22 protein-coding genes are annotated in these 23484 nt (G+C 51.0%); 13 read left to right on the forward strand and 9 right to left on the reverse strand.

Annotated elements, in window-relative coordinates:
- Positions 1-10 precede the first annotated feature (10 nt).
- Together EDC52_RS16185 and tldD are read left to right on the forward strand one after the other, a co-directional pair.
- Entirely contained in the window at positions 11-1360 is a 1350-nt protein-coding gene (locus tag EDC52_RS16185) for a TldD/PmbA family protein (protein ID WP_131866724.1), read from the forward strand.
- A 17-nt stretch (positions 1361-1377) separates the two neighbouring features.
- Positions 1378-2829, forward strand: a complete 1452-nt coding sequence (gene tldD / locus EDC52_RS16190) for a metalloprotease TldD (RefSeq protein WP_131866726.1) — start codon at positions 1378-1380, stop codon at positions 2827-2829.
- Positions 2830-2894: 65 nt separating this feature from the next.
- Here the strand turns inward: tldD and EDC52_RS16195 are convergent, their stop codons facing one another.
- Together EDC52_RS16195 and EDC52_RS16200 are read right to left on the reverse strand one after the other, a co-directional pair.
- Positions 2895-3617, reverse strand: coding sequence for an ABC transporter ATP-binding protein (locus EDC52_RS16195; RefSeq protein WP_131866728.1), 723 nt, complete (start codon positions 3615-3617; stop codon positions 2895-2897).
- 2 nt (positions 3618-3619) lie between these two features.
- Complete coding sequence (locus EDC52_RS16200) at positions 3620-4402, reverse strand: ABC transporter permease (protein WP_131866730.1); 783 nt, start codon at positions 4400-4402, stop codon at positions 3620-3622.
- Between the two features lie 475 nt (positions 4403-4877).
- On the opposite strand from EDC52_RS16200, the gene EDC52_RS16205 reads away from it, so the two are divergent.
- Genes EDC52_RS16205 through EDC52_RS16215 form a run of 3 tightly spaced genes read left to right on the forward strand, consistent with a single transcriptional unit; the run spans position 4878 to position 7881 of the window.
- Positions 4878-5825 carry a glycosyltransferase family 2 protein gene (locus tag EDC52_RS16205; protein ID WP_230468075.1) on the forward strand — a complete coding sequence of 316 codons (948 nt, stop codon included), beginning with the start codon at positions 4878-4880 and terminating at the stop codon, positions 5823-5825.
- Between the two features lie 4 nt (positions 5826-5829).
- A complete protein-coding gene (gene rfbB, locus EDC52_RS16210) occupies positions 5830-6888 on the forward strand; it encodes a dTDP-glucose 4,6-dehydratase (protein ID WP_131866732.1) in 1059 nt (352 codons plus the stop codon).
- Between the two features lie 48 nt (positions 6889-6936).
- Positions 6937-7881: a rhamnosyltransferase gene (locus tag EDC52_RS16215; RefSeq protein WP_230468076.1), complete on the forward strand. Its 945-nt coding sequence runs from the start codon at positions 6937-6939 to the stop codon at positions 7879-7881.
- A 42-nt stretch (positions 7882-7923) separates the two neighbouring features.
- Here EDC52_RS16215 and EDC52_RS16220 read toward each other — a convergent pair whose 3' ends face one another.
- From EDC52_RS16220 to rfbA, 4 genes are read right to left on the reverse strand one after another with little or no spacing between them, the layout of a single operon-like run.
- Positions 7924-9201, reverse strand: a complete 1278-nt coding sequence (locus EDC52_RS16220) for a glycosyltransferase family 4 protein (RefSeq protein WP_131866734.1) — start codon at positions 9199-9201, stop codon at positions 7924-7926.
- A gap of 11 nt (positions 9202-9212) precedes the next feature.
- Positions 9213-10079 carry a dTDP-4-dehydrorhamnose reductase family protein gene (locus EDC52_RS16225; RefSeq protein ID WP_131866736.1) on the reverse strand — a complete coding sequence of 289 codons (867 nt, stop codon included), beginning with the start codon at positions 10077-10079 and terminating at the stop codon, positions 9213-9215.
- A 3-nt stretch (positions 10080-10082) separates the two neighbouring features.
- A complete protein-coding gene (gene rfbC, locus EDC52_RS16230; RefSeq protein ID WP_131866738.1) occupies positions 10083-10646 on the reverse strand; it encodes a dTDP-4-dehydrorhamnose 3,5-epimerase in 564 nt (187 codons plus the stop codon).
- Positions 10643-11524, reverse strand: coding sequence for a glucose-1-phosphate thymidylyltransferase RfbA (gene rfbA / locus EDC52_RS16235; RefSeq protein ID WP_131866740.1), 882 nt, complete (start codon positions 11522-11524; stop codon positions 10643-10645). Before rfbA ends, rfbC begins: the two co-directional genes overlap by 4 nt.
- Positions 11525-12034: 510 nt before the next feature.
- On the opposite strand from rfbA, the gene EDC52_RS16240 reads away from it, so the two are divergent.
- On the forward strand, positions 12035-13078 hold the full coding sequence (locus tag EDC52_RS16240) for a type III polyketide synthase (RefSeq protein WP_131866742.1): 1044 nt from the start codon (positions 12035-12037) through the stop codon (positions 13076-13078).
- Between the two features lie 85 nt (positions 13079-13163).
- Here EDC52_RS16240 and EDC52_RS16245 read toward each other — a convergent pair whose 3' ends face one another.
- Entirely contained in the window at positions 13164-13613 is a 450-nt protein-coding gene (locus EDC52_RS16245) for a GNAT family N-acetyltransferase (RefSeq protein ID WP_131866744.1), read from the reverse strand.
- 101 nt (positions 13614-13714) lie between these two features.
- Between EDC52_RS16245 and EDC52_RS16250 the strand changes: the two genes are divergently transcribed.
- Complete coding sequence (locus tag EDC52_RS16250) at positions 13715-14239, forward strand: GNAT family N-acetyltransferase (RefSeq protein WP_131866746.1); 525 nt, start codon at positions 13715-13717, stop codon at positions 14237-14239.
- On the opposite strand, the gene EDC52_RS16255 is transcribed toward EDC52_RS16250, so the two are convergent.
- Positions 14226-14639, reverse strand: coding sequence for a VOC family protein (locus tag EDC52_RS16255; protein ID WP_131866748.1), 414 nt, complete (start codon positions 14637-14639; stop codon positions 14226-14228). The genes EDC52_RS16250 and EDC52_RS16255 overlap by 14 nt on opposite strands.
- Before the next feature lie 938 nt (positions 14640-15577).
- On the opposite strand from EDC52_RS16255, the gene EDC52_RS16260 reads away from it, so the two are divergent.
- Positions 15578-16003: a MarR family winged helix-turn-helix transcriptional regulator gene (locus EDC52_RS16260; RefSeq protein ID WP_131866750.1), complete on the forward strand. Its 426-nt coding sequence runs from the start codon at positions 15578-15580 to the stop codon at positions 16001-16003.
- A 293-nt stretch (positions 16004-16296) separates the two neighbouring features.
- On the opposite strand, the gene EDC52_RS16265 is transcribed toward EDC52_RS16260, so the two are convergent.
- The gene (locus tag EDC52_RS16265) at positions 16297-16635 is read right to left on the reverse strand and encodes a hypothetical protein (protein ID WP_131866752.1); all 339 of its coding nucleotides are present in this window, start codon (positions 16633-16635) and stop codon (positions 16297-16299) included.
- 1 nt (position 16636) lies between these two features.
- On the opposite strand from EDC52_RS16265, the gene gmk reads away from it, so the two are divergent.
- The 5 genes from gmk to EDC52_RS16290 all read left to right on the forward strand — a co-directional run bounded on the left by gmk (position 16637) and on the right by EDC52_RS16290 (position 23427).
- Complete coding sequence (gene gmk / locus EDC52_RS16270) at positions 16637-17260, forward strand: guanylate kinase (RefSeq protein WP_131866754.1); 624 nt, start codon at positions 16637-16639, stop codon at positions 17258-17260.
- 53 nt (positions 17261-17313) lie between these two features.
- Positions 17314-17589, forward strand: a complete 276-nt coding sequence (gene rpoZ / locus EDC52_RS16275; protein WP_131866756.1) for a DNA-directed RNA polymerase subunit omega — start codon at positions 17314-17316, stop codon at positions 17587-17589.
- A 20-nt stretch (positions 17590-17609) separates the two neighbouring features.
- On the forward strand, positions 17610-19712 hold the full coding sequence (spoT, locus tag EDC52_RS16280; protein WP_131866758.1) for a bifunctional GTP diphosphokinase/guanosine-3',5'-bis pyrophosphate 3'-pyrophosphohydrolase: 2103 nt from the start codon (positions 17610-17612) through the stop codon (positions 19710-19712).
- A gap of 69 nt (positions 19713-19781) precedes the next feature.
- Entirely contained in the window at positions 19782-21866 is a 2085-nt protein-coding gene (gene recG / locus EDC52_RS16285; protein ID WP_131866760.1) for an ATP-dependent DNA helicase RecG, read from the forward strand.
- A gap of 166 nt (positions 21867-22032) precedes the next feature.
- A complete protein-coding gene (locus EDC52_RS16290) occupies positions 22033-23427 on the forward strand; it encodes a nucleobase:cation symporter-2 family protein (RefSeq protein ID WP_131866762.1) in 1395 nt (464 codons plus the stop codon).
- Positions 23428-23484 lie beyond the last annotated feature (57 nt).

The following is a 23484-nucleotide window of genomic DNA, read 5'->3' on the forward strand; positions in this document are numbered from 1 at the left end:
GGAGGAAGCTATGACCGATACGTTCGCGTACAGCCAGCCGCAGTTGGCTGCACTGGCCAGCAGCGTCATTTCACTTGCCAGGGATGAAGGGGCTACCGATGCCCAGGTGGACTTTTCCCAAAGTAATGGGCTGCTGATAGAAATGCGTCAGGGCCGGGTACGGTCGCGCACCCGCGATGCCCAGTCAAGTATGTCGCTTACCGTTTACCGCGGCGATCATCAGGGCACTGCCCGCTCCACCGATTTCTCGCCGGCGCGCTTGCGGGAAACGGTACAGGCCGCCTGCCGTATTGCCAGCTATACCGGCGAAGATCAGTTTACCGGCCTGGCAGCGGTTGAATTCCTTTGCCAGGCACCGCAAGAGCTTGATTTGTGGCATCCGTGGGATGTAGATGAAGCTCGCGCCATCCATCTGGCCCAGCGTATCGAAACGGGCATGAACCAGGCGGGCAGTAATGTCGAGAGCGACGGCGCCTGGGTCCGTTCCGGGCAATCCAGCTGGTTTTTAATGAACAGCCGTGGGTTTGCCCAGGGCGACCGGCAAACCGAACACCTTTTGAGCGCCAAAGCGCTGGCCACCAAGGACGGCCGCAGCCAACTGGCGTTCTGGAGCTCGCATTCCCATCGTGCGACATCACTGATGACACCCGAAACCATTGGTCTGCAGGCCGGGAGCCGGGCGCTGGCGGCGCTTGATATCGCCCCGCTGAACGGCGGCAGGCGTTGTCCGGTGCTGTTTGATCCCGGCTGCGCCCTCACATTGCTTGAGCATCTGGTGCAGGCCACCAGCGGCGCGGCGCTGTATCACCGGAACAGTTTTCTCGCCGACCAGTTAGGCCAGCGTGTGTTCAGCAGCCACATCAGCATCGAAGAAGACCCTTTTGTGCCACAGGGCCTTGCCAGCCGATCATTTGATGGCGACGGCATTGCCGGTTCAGTCAGACGGATCGTTGACCAGGGGAACTTGGCCGCTTTTTTCCTCTCGGCCTACGCCGCCAGACGCCTTGGCATGGTGCCTACCGGCAGCGGCTGGGGCCCAGGCAATCTTTCCCTGCACAGCAGCCAAACCAAAGCAGGCGATGATTTTGCCGCCATGTTGAAAAAACTGGACACCGGCCTGCTGGTAACGCGTTTCACTGGTGGAGGCGCTCGATTGATAAACGGTGATTATTCACGCAGCCTGCAGGGATTCTGGGTAGAAAACGGCAAGCTATGCCATGCGGTCGATGGCGTAACCATAGCCGGCAACCTGAAGCAGATGTTCAACCAGATTGTTGCTGTCGGAGCTGACCGCTTTACCCAGGGCGCACTGACCAGCGGTTCAGTGTTAATCGACAACCTGCAGGTGGCAGGGCGCTAAGCCAGAGGAGTTTTATCATGAGTGTAAAGGTCACATCCCCCCATCTGGCGCGGGTAAAGCAGCTGTTGCTGGAATCAAACAATCTCACCGATGACGGACTGCAGGATATCATGGGCTCGGTGCTGAGCCATCAGGTCGATTATGCCGATCTGTATATCCAGAGCCTGCGGCGTGAAAGCTGGTTTTTGGAAAACGGCGTGGTCAACTTTGGTTCTTTCGACGTTGACCAGGGCTTTGGTCTACGTGCGCTTGAGCATGACCAGACCGCCTTCGCCTTTTCCCAGCACATCGATCTGAAGCATTTGCAACATGCCGCCCGATCGGTGAAAACCATTGCTGCTCCAGGCAGGTCTCCGCTCGCCATTGGGTCGGCATGCTTCGCTGACCGGCGGCATTTTATCGCCGACGATCCAATACTTGCGCGGGATACAGAGCAAAAAATCACCCTGCTGCAAAAAATAAACCGGCTGACCCGCGCCCAGGATCCCAGAGTGGTCCAGGTCACAGCGAGTCTGGAGTTAACCCACTCGGTGAACTATCTGCTGCGCCATGATTTGTACCAGGCGGCAGATATCCGGCCGATGCTGGTGCTGCGCATCGGTGTAATAGTCGAACGAAATGGCGTCAAAGAATCAGCCAGTACCGGCATCGGCGGGCGCGGGGATTTTAACCTGTTTAATGATGCCGCTTTACAGACGGCGGTGAGCGGCATGGTTAAATCGGCTCTGATTAATCTGGAAGCGATAGCCGCCCCTTCCGGCAGTATGCCCGTGGTCATCGCCGCCGGCTGGCCGGGCATGCTGCTGCATGAAGCCATGGGGCATGGCTTTGAAGGCGACTTTAACCGGCTGGGGACATCCGTCTATTCAGGTAAGTTGGGTGAACGCGTGGCTCAGCCAGGTATTACCATCGTCGATGACGGCACCCTGCCGGGACATCGGGGATCGCTGAACGTGGATGACGAAGGACAACCGACCCAGTGCACGACGCTGATTGAAGACGGTATACTCAAAGGCTATATGCACGACAGCCTGAGTGCCCGCCTGATGGGATTGCCTCCCACCGGTAACGGCCGCCGTCAGTCATATGCCCATTTGCCGATGCCGCGTATGACCAATACTTTTATGCGTAACGGCAAGTATGATCCACAGGAAATCATCGGTTCAGTCAAAAACGGGTTATATCTGGCCGACCTGGGCAGTGGCCAGGTGGATATCGTTAGCGGGCAGTACAGTTTCCAGACCGCGCTGGCTTATATGATTGAAAACGGCAAAATCACCACCCCGGTCAAAGGTGCCACGCTTACCGGTAATGGGCCGGAAACGTTGCGCCAGATCAGCATGGCAGGCAATGACCTGGCCCTGGATCGCGGCGTTGCCGTATGTGGTAAAGCCGGGCAAAGTGTACCGGTATGCGTCGGTCAGCCTACCTTGAAAGTCGATAATCTGGTGGTAGGCGGCACTCGGTGAACCCTTTCAGCGGCTGACTGGATTGCAGCGGCTGAAAGGGCTATTGCTCCATTAAGCTACCTACATCAGGGTAACCGATCGATATCATCCTCATAAACGTCCCCATGCTCCAGTCGGAGCACCCGGTTACACAGCCGCTTGATAAGGCTGCGATCATGGGAGGCAAACACAAAGATATCCGAGCCGGCAATCCAGTCCTGCATCCGGGCCTCGGCTTTCTTCTGGAATAGGTCATCGCCGGTACCGAACATTTCGTCTATCAGCAGGATATCGGGCCTGACCGAGGTGGCGACAGCAAACATCAGCCGCATGGTCATGCCCGATGAATAGGTACGCACCGGCAATACCAGAAAATCGCCCAGTTCACTGAAATCCTCTATATCCGGCACTTTTGCCTTGGCATCGGCGAGGGAATTACCCATCAGTAACAGCATCCGTAGTATATTTTCATAGCCGGACAATTCCGGATCCATCCCGGCACCCAGTTCAAAAACCGTCGCCACCGATCCACTGCGTTGAATGTTGCCGGCGGTGGCGGCATAGATGCCGGCCATGGTCCGCAACAGGGTGCTTTTGCCCGCGCCATTATGCCCGACCAGACCCACAGCATCGCCACTGTGCAGCGCGAAGCTGATATTGTTTAATGCAGTGATGGTAACGATGGTACCGGTCTGCCCGCCTATACGCCCGCCGGTGCCGATGCGTACCAGTTGGTTGCGCAAGGATTGCGAGTGCGCATTATAAATAGGATATGTCACCGTCACATTCTCAAAGATAAGCGTTGCCATGATTAAATCCAGAATGCCAGACGACCTGCATGACGACTGAACAGGGCCAGGGTGAAGATCCAACCGGCTATCGCCATTGCCAGTGTGACTTGATAGACAAAGGGATCCGGCACCACACCGAATATCGGATCACGCACCAGAGTAATAAAATAAGTAAAGGGATTCAGCCAGATAATTGCCTGATTTACGCCAGCATGGCCCGCTTTATAAATCACTGGCGTCAAAAAAAATATAATAGGCATCAGCGACTGGACAATCTGCTCCACATCTCTGAATCGGGCACCAATAAGCCCCAGGACCACTGATATCCACAGTAGATTGATTAATACGATTGCCAGCCCGACCACCGCCAGCAGACTCACCCAGCCGACAGGCTGAGGATAAACACAGAGCACGCCGACCAGCACCAGCAGATTATGTGCCAGAGTGATCGATTGACGCGCCATCAGTTGCAGAGGATGAATAAAATAGGGCAGTTGTAGATTGCGGATGATTTGCGACTGTCTGACGAAAACGGCGGTGCTTTCAGTCACGCAGCCGGAGATAAACTGCCACAGAATCAATCCTACCGTCAGCGAAGGGATAAGCTGGCTGCGTTGCTGGTTCAGCAGTTGGCTCCAGACCAGACCCAAACCCACCACACCAATAGCCGCGCCCAGGGTAAGCCATAAAGGCCCCAGCATACTGCGTTTATATCTGGCCTTGGTATCACTGTATGCCAGATGAAAAATCATCGGCAGATGGTGATGCAAGGTCTGTTTCACATCTTTAAAAGCACGATACATGGCCACAGCTGCTCTTATTAATGAAAAATGACTGTCAAAATTCCCGGCATTTTTGACTGACTATTGTTCTTTGCTCACTTTCAGAATACTTGGTTTTTTTTCATTTAATCTCGCGAAGGCATTTACTTGGTAAATAAATCAATCGCCGAATTTAACGTGATTGATTCATATTAATACGGATGGATTGGGAAAGTATAAACAATCGCTCATAATAACTTTTCTTATTTAGCCTCATATTACCTTATCGCAATGAAATTCACGATTTTAGATACTGAAATATTTATTTCACCGAGCAAGATCAAGTTAATTAGTTAATAATTTTATAAACACTCATGAGTATTACGTTCTGATCTAGTATGAGCTTTTACTGTAAGTATACTGACTCGGACGCCGTGATGAAACAGCGCCATAATACAGGCGTCATATTCCGTCATGGGTTGAATTCGAGATGATTTTCTGCCAGTGGGGGAATGAAGTGAATACAATACGCCACAGCGAGCAATCACCCATCAGGGTCGCTATTTTAATGGGTACTTACAATGCCCAAGATTATCTGTCTCATCAGTTGGAATCGATAGCCGGCCAGAGCTGCATCGAGTGGACCGTATGGATCTCCGATGACGGCTCCCAAGATGACAGCCTGCCGCTTATTGCGTCATTTCAACAAAAATGGGGAACCCAGCGGCTCAAACTGGTATCCGGACCGGGACAGGGGTTTGCCGCTAATTTTATGTCCCTAGTGTTTAATACTGATATCCAAGCCGAATATTATGCTTTTGCCGATCAGGATGACATCTGGGAACCCAATAAACTCTCCCGCGCCCTGTCGCTTATACAACAAACAGCCGCGGATCATCCGGCGATGTATTGCTCCAGAACCCGTATAGTAGACCAGTGGGACAGAGAACTGGGTTTTTCTCCGTTGTTTACCAGGCCGCCCAGTTTTGCGAATGCCCTTATACAAAGCCTGGGCGGTGCAAATACCATGATCTTCAATCATGCGGCACGGCGACTGCTGGTCGAGGCCGGGCAGGTGAACATCATTTCTCATGATTGGTGGGCCTATCTTGTTATTGCCGGTTGCGGCGGAGATATCATCTACGATGAATATCCATCAGTACGTTATCGGCAACATGCCCGAAATGTCGTCGGCACCAATACTGGCCTACGCAATAAATGGGTGAGACTTCGTAAACTCTGGCAAGGGGAATTCAGGAATTGGATCGATTGCAACATTACAGCGCTGAATAGACTCAGTAATCGGTTAAAGCCGGAAAACCGGCGATTGCTCCATACTTTTACCGCCGCACGCAATGCCTGGCTGCTTCCTCGTCTTATGGTACTAAGCCAGTCCGGGATCTATCGACAGACGCTGTTAGGCAATCTGGGCCTGCTGTTCGCCGCATTATTCAAGAAGATTTAACCATATGACCATATTAGTCACCGGCGGAGCCGGCTTTATAGGCAGTAATTTCATCCTGCACTGGTTTGAGCAAATGGACGAAACCATTGTTAATCTTGATAAACTCACCTATGCCGGCAATATGACAAACCTGGCGTCCCTCTCCACCGATGGCCGCCATCAGTTCGTTCAGGGAGATATTGGCGACCGGGCGTTACTGGGTACGCTTCTGGCACGCTATCAGCCCCGGGCGATCATCAACTTTGCGGCAGAAAGCCATGTTGACCGATCAATTCTCAATCCCGCCCCCTTTATACAAACTAACATTCTCGGCGTATTCAACCTGCTCGAAACGGTGCGTGAGTATTGGCAGGCGGCCGCTGAACCACTGCGTGCATCGTTTCGTTTTTTACAGGTTTCGACAGATGAAGTCTTCGGCTCTCTGGCGGCGGACGCCCCCCCCGCCAAAGAGGATAATCGCTATGCGCCCAATAGCCCTTATTCGGCCAGTAAGGCCTCGGGTGATCATCTGGTGCGGGCGTATTGCAGGACTTATGGCATACCGGTGCTGACGTCTCATTGCTCTAATAACTATGGGCCTTACCATTTCCCGGAAAAGCTTATTCCGCTGACCATTCATAATGCCCTGGCCGGTAAAGCCCTGCCGGTATATGGCGACGGACAGCAAATCCGCGACTGGCTATATGTAAAAGACCATTGTCAGGCTCTGCAAGCGATTCTGTCATCAGGTAAAGCAGGCAAAACTTACAATATCAGCGGGAAAAATGAAAAAACCAATATTGAAGTGGTCCGCCTGGTCTGCTCCCTGCTGGACCGATTGAGACCCCGATCTGACGGTCAGTCTTACGCCGGGCAGATTCGCTTTATCCCTGACCGACCGGGGCATGACATACGCTACGCCTTGGACGCTAGCCGACTGGAGAGAGAATTAGGCTGGCTGCCCGCTGAAACCTTTGAATCAGGAATGAATAAAACGGTGGACTGGTATCTGGGTAATGCCCAATGGGTCAAACAAGTGACAAACGGCAGCTATGTTGACTGGCTGGAAGCACAATATCATTAGCCGGTAGGCGCAAGCATGCTTATTAAAGCCCAGTCTGCGGCAGGAGGTATGATGGAGAAGTCTATACCGCACGTGTGTGCCATTATCGTCACATTTAATCCTGAGATTTATAGGGTGGAAAAAGTTATCGGATCCCTCAGCCGTCAGGTGGCAGACATCATTATCATCGACAACGCATCCGATACCGGACGTCAGGCCGCTCTGATTCAGCTGACAGAGGCAGATGATCATCGCCATCTTTTCATTATGGGTGAAAATCAGGGTATCGCGGCAGCCCAGAATGCCGGCATCCGGATCTCTTGGCTATTAAACGCCTCCCACGTCCTGTTGCTTGATCATGACAGTCTGCCGGCTGATGACATGGTCAAACAATTACTGCTGGTCGAGTCCAGACAACTGATGTTACATCAGCAGGTGGGCGCCGTGGGCCCAAGCTGCATCGACCGTCGCACGCTCACCCGTTCTGGATTTGTCAGCAAGCGGGGTATTTTAATCAGGCGCGAGTTTCCCGGCCCGGCGGCCGACTGCATAGAAACAGATTTTCTGATTGCGTCGGGAATGCTCATCCGCTGCCGAGTGCTCAAAGATGTCGGGCTGATGAGGGATGAGCTGTTTATTGATCAGGTGGATACGGAGTGGTGTTTTCGCGCCGCCAGCCGGGGATATCATCTGTACGGCGCCAGCAAGGCCTGCCTCATTCACTGTCTGGGTGATTCTATTATTCGTATCTGGCTGGGCCGCTGGCGTGAAGTTCCGGCACACAGCCCGCAGCGAAACTATTTTATATTCCGTAATACCCTGCTGCTGCTAGGCTGCACGCCGATGAGCCTGACATGGCGCTTGGCACATATTTATCGGCTAATGATATTTTTTCTTTTTTTTACGCTGCTGGCGGCGCCCAGATGGCAACGGATGAAAATGATGCTGCTGGGCGTTCGCGATGGGTTCAAAGCAGGCCGGATGCCGACATCCAACAGCAAAAGCTCTGATTAGCGATTATCAACTGCTTCATCAACGGCTGTATTAACGGCTGTATTAACGGCTATTAGCGACCACATACTCATAGATGCGTGACATTTGTTGTTCCCAGCTTATATGCGCCATCGTCGCCAGGCCGCCATTGACTAATTTCTGCCGCAGTGCTCGCTCATCATAAAGCCGGGTAAACGCTTCAAGGATGGTCTCTGGTACTGGGTCAGCGAGCCAGGCATTTTGCCCATGGCGACAATGCCACTCCACCTGATTTCCGCAATTGGAGATAACGGGCACTCCGGATGCCATTAATTCTACCGGCAGATAAGAAAGATTCGTCGCTGAAAATGCAATACCCACATCACAGGTGCGATAAAGCTGTCCGGTTGCCTTAAGCGACATATTTCCCAGCAAGACGGCAGGGAAAGGCGGCTGAGACTTGAGATCAAGCCCGGCAATGACAATCTCAACATCCGGGTATTTTTCGGCAATTTTTTGCAATGCCGCCATGCCCAGATCAAAACAACGACGTTCGGTAGAAGGACGGCCATAAAAAAACACCCTCTTTACTTTATCTCTAACCCTGCCGTCGGCTTCGGATGGATAAAAAATGTCACGATCGGCCGCAAACAGGTAATTTTCGGCATGCCCACCATGGGACTGATAACATTTTTTAAGCCAGCCGCCGCCGGTAATGCCCACAAAGCCAAAGCCATAGGTGGCATTTGCCTGTAAAGAGTCGGTGCCATAGGCATAAAACAGACTTTCATAGTCCTGCATAAAGTAGAATTTAGTCTTGGTGAAATTAAATGCCCTGACGTGATAGGCCGACTGCCAGGTGGTGGCAATCGCTCCGGTACAGGCAGGCAGGAGCTTGGGATCGATAATCACTTCCAGCCGACAATCGGGCAGCGCCGCCATCAATTCCTGTTGAAGTGTGGCCGAACTGTCATGCCTTTCATTGTTATAGATAAAAATGATATTCCTACTATTATAACTGGCAAAGTGGTTGGCAAATCGAAACAGCGTATAGTGTCCCCCGCCCCAAACATTGGACCAGTCTGGTACAAACCAGATATAGGTTGGACGTGTAGCGTCTCCCGTTACAGGCTGCAGTGCCCCGCCATAGTCTGACCAAGACTGATAATCCAGCACCTTATTGATTACCATCACCGGTTGCACAAAAGCCATTTCCGGCCAGGTAGAATGCCCGCTGTTCCCTACCTTTTGATGCAACAGGACAAAAAACCGCGGAAAACATTTATAGAGCGCAAAGATGGCGGTATTACCCAGGCCAAATTGCCTTTTGAATTTTAAGAAGCTAAGGATTTTATTTTTCATAGATTGAACAATCAGACCTGAAATGATGCCACATATTTTGCCAGGTCATCTTTCCAGAAGCCGGGAATAAATGCCTTACCGGCTAATGAGAGATAGACTGACTCAATGCCCTCGGAAAAAGGACGTGGCGCAGAAAGAGGAAACAGCGATGACTTGACCGGGTGAATATTGCCTTTGAAATCAAGAATATCACCGATAGCTCTGGCGATATCAAAACGGCTGATAGTGCCGCAACTGGCAAAATGCAGCGTTCCGGTCTGACGATGCTCGGTTGCCCAGATAATGAAATCGCTAAGTTGACCCGCGTAGGTAATGCTGCCTAATCGATCATTTACCGCTCTGAGTTCCGTAGCGCCGCTTTTGATTTGCTGAACAATTTTCCCCACAAATTTGTGATCCTTTTCCGGGCCACCGCCGATCATCCATCCGGCGCGCAGGATAAGATGATTGTCAGGACAATGTGCCCGTACCGCCAGCTCGCCCATCAACTTGGAGCGACCGTAGTAATTTGTAGGTAAAGGAATATCTAATTCGTTGTAACAGGTTTTACCCTCTGCGCCGAACACGTTAGAAGAGGAGATATATAAAAGCCATGCTCCGCAAGCCCCAGAAGCGCGTGCAATATGTTCGGTGGCAAGGTGGTTATATATACCCGCCCGCCGAGGATCACGTTCACATAAATCGACATCGGTTTCTGCGGCGAAATGCAATATTACCTGAGGCTGTATTTCTTTAATGTAATGTTCAATGGCGCTCGGATGAGACAGATCCAGCCTGCTGCGATCGGCAACGACAATATTATATCGAGAGATATTGCAGGCCCTGGTGACATACGCTCCCAGCATGCCGCTTCCACCGGTAATAAGAATTTTCATCATCTATCAAAATACCTCGGCCATTACCAGGGCAGTCCCATTCTGGTCTTTTGCTGATACGCTCCTCTCAAGGAGATGGCCATCAGGTGCGGCAAGCTGCTGCCAGACTATATCGATATCGGGATCGTCATAGCGTATGCACCGTTCATAAGAGGGGCACCAGTATTCGGTTACCATATATTGAAATTTTGCCTCTCTGGACAAGACCTGGAAACCATGGGCAAATCCTTCAGGTATCCAGAGTTGATGGTTATTGTCATCAGAAAGTGTCGCTCCTACCCAATGACCGAAGGTTGACGAATCAGTGCGAAGATCAACTGCGACATCAAACACAGCCCCTTCCACCACCCTGACCAACTTGCCCTGAGGGCGTTCAATCTGATAATGAAGACCACGGATAACATTCTGAACAGATAAAGATTCGTTGCTTTGTACAAAAAAAACGTCCCGATCAACCGCCTGCTGGAATTTTTCCAGATTAAAACTTTCAAAAAAATAACCGCGTTCATCCTCAAACAGACGTGGCTCAACCAGAACAACATCGGGAATGGACAGTCGGATGGATTTCATAGCGCATTCTCTTTAAGCAGAAACAACAGATATTCCCCGTAGCCGTTTTTAATCAGAGACTGGGCGAGATGGGTAAGCTGGATATCATCTATCCAGTGCTGTTTATAGGCGATTTCTTCCGGACAGCACACCTTGAGACCCTGGCGGGTTTCAAGGGTGGCAATGAATTGGCTGGCATCGAGCAAGGACTTGTGTGTCCCGGCATCAAGCCAGGTATAGCCCCGTCCCATTACCTCGACTTTTAATCTGCCCTGCTCCAGATATAATCGATTTAAATCGGTAATTTCGAGTTCTCCCCGAGACGAAGGCGCTAATGTTTTTGCCAGCCGGCACACCTCTTTATCGTAGAAATAAAGTCCGGTTACGGCACAATTGGATTGCGGTTTCTCAGGCTTTTCCTCCAGGCTGAGTACATCGCCCAAGGCATTGAACTGCACCACGCCATACCGCTCCGGATCAGTGACGTGGTAGGCAAACACACTGGCACCCTGTTCATTCTGCATTGCATGCTGCAGTAGTTTAGGCAGGTCGTTACCGTGAAAAATGTTATCCCCGAGAATGAGCGCACAAGGGTGTTGCTGGATAAAATCCTCAGCCAGGATGAATGCCTGAGCCAGACCATCAGGAGTATGCTGCACACAATAGCTAAGCTGTAGCCCCCATTGCTCGCCACTTCCTAACAGTTGTTGAAATCGAGGGATGTCCTGTTCGGTGGAGATAACAAGAATTTCTCTGATACCAGCCAGCATCAGAGTGCTGAGCGGGTAATAAATCATCGGCTTATCGAATACCGGCAATAACTGTTTTGAAATGGCGAGCGTGGCGGGGTGTAATCGGGTGCCTGCGCCTCCTGCGAGAATAATGCCTTTACGCTTCATTGGGTTGTCCTTTATACCGGGGCATAACCTCACATTAAAATATTCCTGGCATCCATCGGCCTGGATCTATTACAGATTAATCACTAGCGCATCGCAACTAGCAATAATTGACTATTTAACGAGTTACATCTCACACAATCCTATCGAATTGATTATAACTAAATACTGATATCAACATCAGCGTTTTGTTGTGAATATCTTCTTTACCTATGCAATTTTCTGCCAAGCCATCCTGTTAGCAGTTACATCATATGACAGGTTATTTCTCATGGGTAAAAGTTATATTTATTCTTGCTTAATCCTTACAGCAGTCTAAATATTCACGCCCGGTAATCGCCTAAAACATTGAATAAACAGTTTTTTAAAAACGCAACAATTATTTTATTCATATTTCACCCTCAATTGACAAAAAAAAACCAGACTGTCAAAATCACTGCTCACCCTAAATTCAATAATAAAAATTCAAGCCATATATATTAAGCAGTCAGTCGACATGGAGAAAAGTTAACAATGCCTATATTAAATAAACCTGCTTTGTACCTGCCAGAATATATAATCACCCTGGAAGAAACCATTGAATTAGCCAAAAGGGAATTTAAGGACAGTCCGAATCTCAAAAAAGCCATTGATCTGATCAACAACACTGGCGTTAAAAAAAGGCATATTATTCAGCCCATTGAATTAGCCTCTTTGCATCCCGGATTCGGCTATCGGAATGCGGTGTTTGAATATCAGTCAAAACGACTGGTTCCTGATGTGATTTGCCAAGCCATGAATAATGCCGAGATAATGCCCGGTGATATATCAGCCATTATTTTCGTTTCATGCTCAGGTTTCCTTATGCCCTCTCTGACGGCCTGGCTCATCAATAAAATGGGCTTACCCTATAATACAGTGCAAATTCCTATCGCCCAGTTAGGCTGCGCCGCGGGCGGTGCGGCTATTAATCGAGCCAAAGATTTTATTGCCGCGCATCCCGGCAGTAATGTGCTCATCGTGAGTTGCGAATTCTGTTCCCTTAGCTATCAACCTACCGATAGCGACATTGGTAGCCTGCTTTCCGATGGCCTGTTCGGAGATGCAATAACCGCGGCAGTGGTTACTGCTGATCAAGGTGCCGGGCTTGAATTGCTTAAAAACAGCAGCTATTTAATTCCTGACACCGAAGAATGGATACGCTACCAGGTAAAAGACAGTGGATTCCATTTCAGGTTGGACAAAAGAGTGCCGGGTACCATGGAACCGCTGGCGCCGGTAATGACGGAACTGGCTGCGGCCAGTGGCTGGGAAATCGATAATCTTGACTACTACATTATCCACGCCGGTGGACCGAGAATATTGGACGATTTATGCAAATATCTAGGCGTTGCCCGTGAGAAATTTGCGTTCAGCCGAGACACCTTGGTGAATTGCGGCAATATTGCCAGCTCAGTAGTGTTTGAAGCCTATCGCAGAATGTGGGAGGCTGGTAGTCTTAATAGCGGCGACCGAGGCATTATCGCTGGCTTCGGTCCGGGTATTTCTGCAGAAATGAGCCTCTCGGAAAAAAGGTAGCATGGGCGGTGGCTCAGAGTAAGTAATCAGACTGTAAAAGCACCATCGCCTTTAATTGTCGACCATAGAACGGAGCAGGCCATGTTCAAAGTGGCCTATAAGTCATGCCTATATGTGGAATTCCGTCTTCATCATAAACGTCCGTTGTCGCTGTAAAACCGGAGCGCCGGTAGAAATCCTGCAAATGAGCCTGGGCAGAGAGGGAGATTTTCTGACCGGGCCAGAAAGCGTGGCAGTCAGCTAAAGTACGCGTCATCAATTGCTGGCCAAGTTTATACCCTCTTGCCTGCTCAGAAATAATCACCCGTCCAATGCTTACCCCTTGGTCGTGGGTAAGAATACGTGCATAGGCGATCAACTCTTGATTTTTGAAAGCGGTGATATGCCGGTGATCATTCTTCAAGTCATTACCGTCTACATCCTGATACAGACAATGCTGTTCGATAATAAAAACCCGGTTTCGCAATGCCAGGATGGCATACAGCGTCCGGGTATCAAGCTCATTGTGGTGCCAGCTTTGCCAAAGTAAGTCCATGATATTTCCTATAAGTAATTCAGCTCGCTAATGGCTAGAAGCCGTTGCAGAAAACCATCATAATCAATTTGGTATTGTCAGCCAAACAGGCAGTGAATTTAATGCACAGGATAGCAATTGAACGATTAGATACCCTGAACGATGGCAAGGTTTTGTCTGAATTGGCCGATGTTTTACTGGATTGCGTCGAAGGCGGCGCCTCAGTCAGCTTTATGGCCTCCCTTACCCCAGATCGTGCGGCTCAATATTGGCAGAGTCGGAATAAACAAATCGAAGCCGGGGAGATCGCTTTACTTGTCGCCCGTGATGCGACTACGCGTATCGTCGGTACCGTCCAGCTTATGCTTGCCCAACCGGAAAATCAGCCTCATCGGGCTGATGTGGCGAAATTACTGGTGCATCGACAGGCCAGGCAACAGGGGATAGGCGCGGCGCTAATGACAAAAGCCGAGTCGTGGGCTCGGCGAGAAGGGAAAATGCTTTTGGTACTCGATACCGCCACCGGCAGCAGTGCCGAATCACTCTATCCCCGTCTGGGCTGGCAGCAGTCGGGAATCATACCCGATTATGCTCTGATGCCGGATGGTACTCTGACCGCAACCACGGTGTTCTTTAAATACCTTTGAAGGAATCGCTCAAGCCGCCGGCGAAAACAAAGCTCAGTTTATTGCCTTCAGGATCGCGGCAATAGGCGCTATAGAAGTCTTCATTGTATAGGGGCCTTATTCCAGGCTCCCCTTCATCATATCCGCCGCAGGCCAGAGCCACTGACCAGGCGGACGCCACCGCATCCGGCGAAACGGCCGCAAAGCTTATCTGACATCCATTCCCCCAGGTTGCCGGCAACCCATTATAAGGAACATTGACCACAAACTGCGGCCATCTCTGACCTGCTTTTTTCCATATGACCCCGGCGATATCGTCAACATTGGCCGCTCGTTTGAGCCCCAGTTCCGCAAGAACGTCATCATAAAAACGTATCATCCGCGACAAATCCCTGGCTCCCAACTGCACATGGCTGAACATAGACGTGTTTCCTCCCATTATCATCTGCTATTACTATAGATAAACTACCGACCAGGAAGTGACAGGGGGTCGAAAAGAGAAGTTGCATACCGGCCCCAAAGGCTGACATCAGGGATGAATGATCAGCTATTGACTGTCTGCGCCAGCGGCCAGTGGTGATTTTTCATGCCAGGCGACACTGCCAATGCGCTGTAACGCCATAATATATTGATTAATATAGATATTAACTAGTTTCCACTGACTTTATCTAAAAAAATAAAAAACATCAAATCATATATATCAATAGGTTATACGTATTAACGTGCATTGAAAAGCACGCAGCAGATATGTTTGTGAGGAAAAAATATCAAATTATTTTCAAACATGACGCGATTCTATGCCTTTGTATCACATTTCGCTGAAGTTATTGTTTGAGGTGTCGATAATAAAAAAGACCATGTCATTCAACGACTTTTGACAGCTGAAAAGGCATAGAGAACTTATGAATAGCCAGATATTAATTTACCATTGCACTAATAAAATCTAAAAACATATAATCATTGTTATATTTACATTATACATTCGTATTTTTTAATTAGTCATATTTCAAAAATGGAAATATTCATATAAACTGCTCCCCGTCATCAATAATGAATATCCGGATTAATTGTTATTGGTTGCGTTATTCAAGAGAAAGACAAAGTACGGGATACTCTTTCAGCCGAAATACTCAGCGTAATGGAGTTGAACAGCATCCGGTTATTTGTCAGTTAACGTTAAAGCTCTGTAGGGTTTAGTAGGAAGAATTAATTAAAAATGTATGCTTTTGTAGAGCCCTAAGATTTTGGCGGCTCCTGACATTGTTTTACAAAAAAATTAATCTTTTTAAGATCATCAGAAGATTTTGACACACCTGTATTTTAAATAGTCATCGCTGTAATATAAAGAGAGAAGAAAAAATGGAAAAAGTAATCGATACATCAGTCATGGTTGAATCTTTATCACGCATTTATCATCGCCTGAAAAAAGAAGTCAATGGTCAATTGGTAAACGATGGGCTGTCGATGTCTAAAATGAAAATTCTGCAGTTGATTACCCGCGGCAAAACCAGCGCGACTGATATCAAGAACTATATGGGCTTCTCCTCTCGTACTGTGGTAACTGTTCTGGATGCTCTTGAAAAAGACGAAATGCTGCAGCGCCAGCAGAGCCCTACCGACCGCCGCGTCAAGCACGTTTATATCACTGAAAAAGGCCTTGATAAGTTGCAATTTGCCCAGCAGACCCATCAGGTTATCCTTGAGCGCATGTTTGCCCCGCTCAATGAACTGCAATTGGAAAAATTTCATGAAATTTGCACAGCGCTGGAAGTTAATCAAAAGTAAGGCAACTTGATTGGAAGGCTTATTGATTCCAGTAGCTCAATAATCTTAGTAAAAAAGACATTAGCCTTACTCAATACTTATAATCGGCACCCCAATTGAATGGTCCAAAAAACCTACGCTGGAAATTGCGTAAAAATAATAAGTACGTTTGGGACACGGAAATGAATTTTTTACTAGTCGATTATTAAATATTTATGATGTTAATCTCGTAAGTGTGGTTATGCAGGCGGAAAGAATTTGCCGCTTGCATAGCCTGAACCTGCCTTATTGTTTAGCCATAAACTGATAATACATTAAATAGGCTTGATAATTATCTGACTAACCCACTGCTGAATGAGTAAATTCGCTGTAATTGCCACTGTAATCCTCTGCCCGCCCCCTTTTATAAGTGCAGTACGCAATCGGTTTGCCGGATAAAGGGCCGCATTCGGGAATTCTGCAACCTGGGTAATGGCCGCGGTATTTATCCGGCCTGACAATCCAGACGGCAGTAACGACACCAAGCCAGGTTTGGCGCCGTATCTGGCGCTAAAGGCTGAAAAGGAAGGCTGCATGATGGTTAAATGCTGTGTATAATGATGCATGGTTTCATTTTCACAGATCGCTCCTTCAACTTCAGCTGAATATCCCATTATGGTCCAAGGTACGCTCTACATTGTTTCTGCTCCAAGCGGCGCGGGGAAATCCAGCCTGATCCAGGCTTTGCTCAAAACACAGCCGCTTTACGATACGCAAGTATCGATTTCACATACTACGCGCCCGATTCGCCCTGGAGAGAAACACGGAGAGCATTATTTCTTTGTTTCCGTGGAACAATTCGAACGAATGATCGAAGAGCATGCCTTCCTTGAGCATGCCAGAGTGTTCGGTAATTATTATGGCACGTCCTGCGAAACTATCACCCAGACGCTCTCCACCGGCGTGGATGTGTTCCTGGATATTGACTGGCAAGGGGCGCAGCAAATACGGCAGAGAATGCCGCTTGCCCGCAGCATTTTTATACTGCCGCCCTCAAAAGAAGAGCTGTCGCGCCGCCTTCGCGGGCGCGGGCAGGACAGTGAAGGGGTCATTACTCAGCGGATGGCGCAGGCCGTTGCCGAAATGACGCACTATGCAGAGTATGATTACCTGATCGTGAACGATGATTTCAACACAGCGCTAATGGACTTGAAAACCATTATCCGCGCTGAAAAACTGCGTCTTGAGCGTCAAAAACTACGTCATTACGCATTAATCACCAAACTAATGGCAGACTGAGACAAGTTTCAGTATGATGCCCAGTCATTTCTTCATCAGTGGAGTACAGAATCATGGCACGCGTAACAGTACAAGACGCCGTCGAAAAAATTGGTAACCGTTTTGACCTGGTGCTGGTCGCTGCACGTCGCGCAAGACAATTGCAGGTCGGCGGCAAGGATCCACTGGTACCGGAAGAAAACGATAAATTTACCGTTATCTCGCTGCGCGAAATCGAAGAAGGGTTGATCACCAACCAGATTCTTGATTTACGCGATCGCCAGGAGCAGCAAGAGCAGGAAGCCGCAGAGATCCAGGCGGTAACCGCTATCGCTGAAGGCCGTCGTTAATTCCAGGCTACGATTCGCAATTGTATCTCTTTGAAAGTCTGAATCTGCTTATTGAACGTTACCTGCCCGAGGATCAGATAAAACTCCTCCGGCAGGCGTACCTTGTGGCACGCGATGCCCACGAGGGGCAGTCTCGTTCCAGTGGCGAGCCCTATATAACCCATCCGGTTGCCGTTGCCTGTATCCTGGCTGAAATGCGTCTCGATCATGAAACCCTCATGGCAGCGCTGCTGCATGATGTGATTGAAGATACGCCAGCCACCTATCAGGATATGGAACAGCTGTTTGGCAAGAGCGTTGCCGAACTGGTCGAAGGTGTATCGAAGCTCGACAAGCTTAAATTCCGCGATAAAAAAGAAGCCCAGGCGGAAAACTTCCGCAAAATGATCATGGCGATGGTGCAGGATATCCGCGTCGTGCTTATCAAACTGGCTGACCGCACGCATAATATGCGGACTCTGGGCGCCCTGCGTCCGGATAAACGCCGCCGCATCGCCCGCGAAACCCTTGAGATATATAGCCCACTGGCTCACCGCCTGGGTATTCACCACCTTAAAACCGAACTAGAAGAGCTGGGTTTTGAAGCGCTGTATCCCAATCGTTTTCGGGTCATCAAGGAAGTTGTAAAATCGGCACGCGGTAATCGCAAGGAGATGATTCAGAAAATCCTCTCTGAAATAGAAGGCCGGCTTATCGAAGCGGGTATTCCCTGCCGGGTCAGCGGACGCGAGAAACACCTCTATTCCATTTACTGCAAAATGCACCTGAAAGAACAGCGCTTTCATTCCATTATGGATATCTATGCGTTTCGGGTGATCGTCGGTGAAGTGGATACCTGTTACCGCGTACTGGGACAGATGCACAGCCTGTATAAACCGCGCCCAGGGCGGGTGAAGGATTACATCGCTATACCCAAGGCCAACGGCTATCAATCCCTGCATACCTCGATGATTGGTCCCCATGGTGTGCCGGTTGAAGTGCAAATCCGCACCGAAGACATGGACCAAATGGCAGAAATGGGCGTAGCCGCTCACTGGGCCTATAAAGAGCAGGGTGAACCCGGGACTACCGCTCAGATCCGCGCTCAGCGCTGGATGCAGAGTCTGCTTGAACTTCAGCAAAGCGCCGGCAGTTCCTTCGAGTTTATCGAAAGCGTTAAATCTGATCTGTTTCCTGATGAGATATACGTGTTTACGCCTGAGGGCAGGATCGTTGAGCTGCCCGCCGGCGCCACTCCAGTGGATTTTGCCTATGCCGTCCATACCGATATCGGTCATGCCTGCGTCGGCGCCAGGGTAGATCGCCAGCCTTATCCGCTTTCGCAATCCCTGAGCAGCGGGCAGACGGTTGAAATCATCACCGCCCCCGGCGCACGGCCGAATGCCGCCTGGCTTAATTTTGTCGTCAGCTCCAAAGCGCGCGCCAAAATCCGTCAGATGCTGAAAAATCTCAAGCGCGATGATTCCGTAGGACTGGGCCGCCGTCTGTTGAACCATGCGCTTGGCGGCAGCCGCAAGCTGACTGAAGTCCCGCCCCAGAATATCCAGCATGAGCTTGATCGGATGAAGCTGGCGACCCTGGATGATTTGCTGGCCGAGATCGGGCTTGGCAACGCCATGAGCGTGGTAATTGCCCGCAATCTGCAGGGCGACCCTTCCAATATGACACAGACAGGGCCTAAAACGCTGCCTATCAAAGGGGCTGACGGGGTGCTTATCACCTTCGCCAAATGCTGCCGTCCAATCCCCGGTGATCCGATCATCGCCCATGTCAGCCCAGGTAAAGGGCTGGTAGTGCATCACGAATCCTGCCGTAATATCCGCGGTTACCAGAAAGAGCCTGAGAAATTCATGCCTGTGGAATGGGACGTAGTCAGCGAGCAGGAGTTTATCGCTGAGATTAAAGTGGAGATGTTCAATCATCAGGGCGCGCTGGCGAACCTGACCGCCTCAATCAACGCCGCCAATTCCAATATCCAGAGCCTGAATACGGAAGAAAAAGACGGCCGCGTCTATAGCGCCTTTATCCGCCTGACAACAAATGACCGTATCCATCTGGCCAATATTATGCGTAAAATCCGTATCATGCCGGATGTGATCAAAGTGACCCGCAACCGTAACTGACCTGGGGGCCGGTCTCTGCCAACCGACGCTGGCCCCCAGGTTAACCGATACGCCACGGAGCAGAGAACTATGCAAGGCCAGATGTTGAACACCCTCCCCTTGAACTCTCTGACAGGCGTCGGCCCGGCACAGGCGGCCAGGCTTGCTCGGTTGGGATTGGAAAACCTGCAGGATTTGCTGCTCCATCTGCCGTCACGTTATGAAGATCGTACCCGCCTGTATGCCATCGGCGAGACACTTCCCGGCATGTTCGCCACTGTACAGGGCGAGGTGGTCAATACCGACATCAGTTTTGGCCGCCGCCGCATGCTGACCTGTCGGCTGCGTGACGACAGCGGGGTTATCACGCTGCGCTTTTTCAATTTCAATGCCGCGATGAAAAACAGCCTGTCCCCGGGCCGGCAGGTCACTGCCTACGGAGAAATCCGCCGAGGCCAGATCGGCGCGGAGATCATCCATCCCGAATACCATGTGCTGGGTGATAACCAGGACGGTCCTTTGCTTGCCACCTCGCTGACGCCGGTTTATCCGACGACGGACGGCGTCAGACAGGCGACACTGCGCAACCTTACCGATCAGGCGCTGCAGTTGCTCCAGCGGCATCACATCGCCGAATTGCTGCCGCCTGAACTTGGCCGCAGCTTAATCAGCCTGCCGGATGCTTTGCAGCTGCTGCACCGTCCCCCGCCTGAAATCTCACTGGTTGAACTCGAACAGGGCAGGCATCCTGCCCAGCAGCGTCTTATTATGGAAGAACTGCTGGCGCATAATCTCAGCATGCTGGCGGTACGCGCCGGCGTGCAGAAAGACCGGGCGTTACCCCTTACTGCCGATCACCCGCTGAAGGACCTGTTCCTGGCTTCATTGCCGTTTACGCCGACCGGTGCTCAGCAGCGGGTGGTGGCTGAAATAGAGCAGGACCTGATAAAGAGCGTTCCGATGATGCGACTGGTGCAAGGCGATGTTGGTTCGGGCAAAACCCTGGTTGCCGCCCTGACCGCACTGCGCGCTATCGGCGCAAACAAGCAGGTTGCCCTGATGGCGCCGACAGAATTACTGGCCGAGCAGCATGCTTATAATTTCCGGCAATGGTTTGAACCACTCGGTATTCATGTTGGCTGGCTGGCGGGCAAGCAAAAAGGCAAAGCCCGGCTCAGCGCTCAGGAGGCCATTGCCGATGGCAGCGTCAGTATGGTGGTCGGTACCCACGCCATATTTCAGGAACAGGTACAATTCGCCGGACTGGCGCTGGTTATCATAGACGAACAGCATCGATTCGGTGTCCACCAGCGGCTCGCGTTGTGGGAAAAAGGGCTGGCGCAGGGCTACCACCCTCACCAGTTGATTATGACCGCTACACCCATCCCGCGCACCCTGGCGATGACCGCCTATGCGGATCTCGATACCTCGGTGATTGATGAGCTGCCCCCCGGGCGCACACCGGTCACCACCGTCGCCATCCCCGATACGCGCCGCCCTGATATTATCGAGCGAGTACGTCAGGCCTGCCGGCACGAGCAGCGCCAGGCATACTGGGTCTGTACCCTGATTGAAGAGTCAGATCTGCTGGAAGCACAGGCCGCCGAGGCAACATGGCAAGAGCTCAAGCTGGCATTGCCTGAGCTGACGGTCGGACTGGTCCACGGCCGGATGAAAGCCCAAGAAAAGCAGCAGGTCATGCAGGCGTTTAAAAGCGGTCAGATTCAACTACTGATCGCTACCACCGTTATCGAGGTGGGCGTCGATGTCCCCAACGCCAGCTTGATGATTATTGAAAACCCCGAGCGTCTCGGGCTCGCCCAGCTTCACCAGTTGCGTGGGCGTGTCGGCCGTGGCGCCATTGCTTCCCACTGCGTTCTGCTTTACAAGTCACCGCTGAGTAAGACCGCCCAAATGCGCCTGCAGGTATTACGAGACAGCAATGATGGCTTTGTCATTGCGCAGCGAGATCTGGAGATACGCGGTCCCGGCGAGCTGTTAGGCACCCGACAGACCGGCAATGCAGAGTTCAAAGTTGCCGATTTGCTACGCGATCAGGCAATGATTCCCGAGGTTCAGCGTCTGGCGCGCCATATTCATCAGCACTGGCCCCAGTCTGCTCAGGCGCTGATCGAACGCTGGATGCCCGAGCGCGTCAAATACACCAATGCCTAGGTAGGATGCCATCGCGGTAAAATCGTTAGACCCTGGAATCAAAGGCTATTTCTAGCCCTGAGTTGACTTATATCAACCCACTGGAGCGAAGCACTATCGCAATCGATTGCTTTTCGAAAAAAGATGATTAAAATGCCCACTTTGCCGCTCAGGAACGCTTCAGATCATGACCATTCAACCAGCCGACAGCGCAGAGACCACCGCCCCGGCCGCCAAAAGCGAATTAATTTACCGGCTGGATGATCGTCCGCCTCTTCCGCAGACTCTGTTTGCCGCCTGCCAGCATCTGCTGGCGATGTTTGTGGCGGTGATTACCCCGGCGTTGCTTATCTGCCAGGCGTTAGGATTACCGGCCCAGGATACGCAGCACATTATCAGTATGTCGCTGTTCGCTTCCGGCCTGGCGTCGTTACTGCAAATCAAAACCTGGGGGCCGGTGGGATCCGGTTTGCTGTCCATTCAGGGCACCAGCTTCAACTTTGTCAGTCCGCTGATTATGGGCGGGCTGGCGCTGAAAAACGGCGGCGTCGATGTGCCGGTCATGATGGCGGCGCTGTTTGGCACGCTAATGGTCGCATCCTGTACCGAAATCCTGCTATCGCGGGTACTTCACCTGGCCCAACGCATTATTACCCCGTTAGTCTCGGGCATCGTGGTCATGATTATCGGTATTTCGCTTATCCAGGTCGGGCTTACGTCAATCGGCGGTGGCTTTTCAGCGCTTAACGACCACACCTTCGGGGCGCCGAAAAACCTGATGCTGGCCGGTATCGTATTGCTGGTCATCATTTTGCTTAACCGGCAGCGCAACCCTTATCTGCGCGTGGCTTCGCTGGTTATCGCCATGCTGGTTGGTTATCTGGCGGCATGGGTGGCAGGTATGCTGCCCGAAACCCCGCCGGCGGCGGAACAATCGCTTATCGTTATTCCGACCCCGCTCTATTATGGTCTTGGCTTTGACTGGAACCTGCTTATTCCGCTGATGCTGGTGTTTATGGTGACCTCGCTTGAAACCATCGGCGATATTACTGCTACATCCGATGTGTCCGAGCAGCCGGTACGCGGGCCGCTGTATATGCGCAGACTGAAGGGCGGCGTTCTGGCCAACGGGCTTAATTCAATGCTGTCGGCCGTCTTCAACACCTTCCCCAATTCCTGCTTTGGCCAGAATAATGGCGTTATCCAACTGACCGGCGTGGCCAGTCGCTATGTGGGCTTCTTTGTCGCCCTGATGCTGATTATCCTGGGTCTATTTCCTGCGGTCAGCGGTATCGTCCAGCATATCCCTGAACCGGTGCTGGGCGGCGCCACTATTGTGATGTTCGGCACTATTGCCGCTTCAGGGGTACGTATCGTATCGCGCGAGCGTCTGAATCGTCGGGCGATAATGATTATTGCCCTTTCCCTGGCCGTCGGCCTGGGTGTATCCCAGCAACCGCTTATCCTGCAGTTTGCTCCTCAGTGGCTGAAGACGCTGATGTCCTCCGGTATCGCTGCCGGCGGTATTACCGCCATCGTACTCAACCTGATATTACCGCCGGAGCGCACTACTGAGCGTTGATCAGCTATTAAACCCCTGAGATAACTAAAAAGCCTGGATGTAAGCCGCTGTTTCCTG

The organism is Biostraticola tofi, assembly GCF_004343195.1.
In the GTDB taxonomy this organism is placed as follows: Bacteria; Pseudomonadota; Gammaproteobacteria; order Enterobacterales; family Enterobacteriaceae; genus Biostraticola; species Biostraticola tofi.

What these genes read in the sequence shown, in the direction of transcription:
- EDC52_RS16185 (WP_131866724.1), top strand. Translation starts at nt 11, where the DNA reads ATGACCGATACGTTCGCGTACAGCCAGCCGCAGTTGGCTGCACTGGCC.
- tldD (WP_131866726.1), top strand. Translation starts at nt 1,378, where the DNA reads ATGAGTGTAAAGGTCACATCCCCCCATCTGGCGCGGGTAAAGCAGCTG.
- EDC52_RS16195 (WP_131866728.1), bottom strand. Translation starts at nt 3,617, where the DNA reads ATGGCAACGCTTATCTTTGAGAATGTGACGGTGACATATCCTATTTAT.
- EDC52_RS16200 (WP_131866730.1), bottom strand. Translation starts at nt 4,402, where the DNA reads ATGTATCGTGCTTTTAAAGATGTGAAACAGACCTTGCATCACCATCTG.
- rfbB (WP_131866732.1), top strand. Translation starts at nt 5,830, where the DNA reads ATGACCATATTAGTCACCGGCGGAGCCGGCTTTATAGGCAGTAATTTC.
- EDC52_RS16215 (WP_230468076.1), top strand. Translation starts at nt 6,937, where the DNA reads ATGATGGAGAAGTCTATACCGCACGTGTGTGCCATTATCGTCACATTT.
- EDC52_RS16220 (WP_131866734.1), bottom strand. Translation starts at nt 9,201, where the DNA reads ATGAAAAATAAAATCCTTAGCTTCTTAAAATTCAAAAGGCAATTTGGC.
- EDC52_RS16225 (WP_131866736.1), bottom strand. Translation starts at nt 10,079, where the DNA reads ATGATGAAAATTCTTATTACCGGTGGAAGCGGCATGCTGGGAGCGTAT.
- rfbC (WP_131866738.1), bottom strand. Translation starts at nt 10,646, where the DNA reads ATGAAATCCATCCGACTGTCCATTCCCGATGTTGTTCTGGTTGAGCCA.
- rfbA (WP_131866740.1), bottom strand. Translation starts at nt 11,524, where the DNA reads ATGAAGCGTAAAGGCATTATTCTCGCAGGAGGCGCAGGCACCCGATTA.
- EDC52_RS16240 (WP_131866742.1), top strand. Translation starts at nt 12,035, where the DNA reads ATGCCTATATTAAATAAACCTGCTTTGTACCTGCCAGAATATATAATC.
- EDC52_RS16245 (WP_131866744.1), bottom strand. Translation starts at nt 13,613, where the DNA reads ATGGACTTACTTTGGCAAAGCTGGCACCACAATGAGCTTGATACCCGG.
- EDC52_RS16250 (WP_131866746.1), top strand. Translation starts at nt 13,715, where the DNA reads ATGCACAGGATAGCAATTGAACGATTAGATACCCTGAACGATGGCAAG.
- EDC52_RS16255 (WP_131866748.1), bottom strand. Translation starts at nt 14,639, where the DNA reads ATGTTCAGCCATGTGCAGTTGGGAGCCAGGGATTTGTCGCGGATGATA.
- EDC52_RS16260 (WP_131866750.1), top strand. Translation starts at nt 15,578, where the DNA reads ATGGAAAAAGTAATCGATACATCAGTCATGGTTGAATCTTTATCACGC.
- EDC52_RS16265 (WP_131866752.1), bottom strand. Translation starts at nt 16,635, where the DNA reads ATGGGATATTCAGCTGAAGTTGAAGGAGCGATCTGTGAAAATGAAACC.
- gmk (WP_131866754.1), top strand. Translation starts at nt 16,637, where the DNA reads ATGGTCCAAGGTACGCTCTACATTGTTTCTGCTCCAAGCGGCGCGGGG.
- rpoZ (WP_131866756.1), top strand. Translation starts at nt 17,314, where the DNA reads ATGGCACGCGTAACAGTACAAGACGCCGTCGAAAAAATTGGTAACCGT.
- recG (WP_131866760.1), top strand. Translation starts at nt 19,782, where the DNA reads ATGCAAGGCCAGATGTTGAACACCCTCCCCTTGAACTCTCTGACAGGC.
- EDC52_RS16290 (WP_131866762.1), top strand. Translation starts at nt 22,033, where the DNA reads ATGACCATTCAACCAGCCGACAGCGCAGAGACCACCGCCCCGGCCGCC.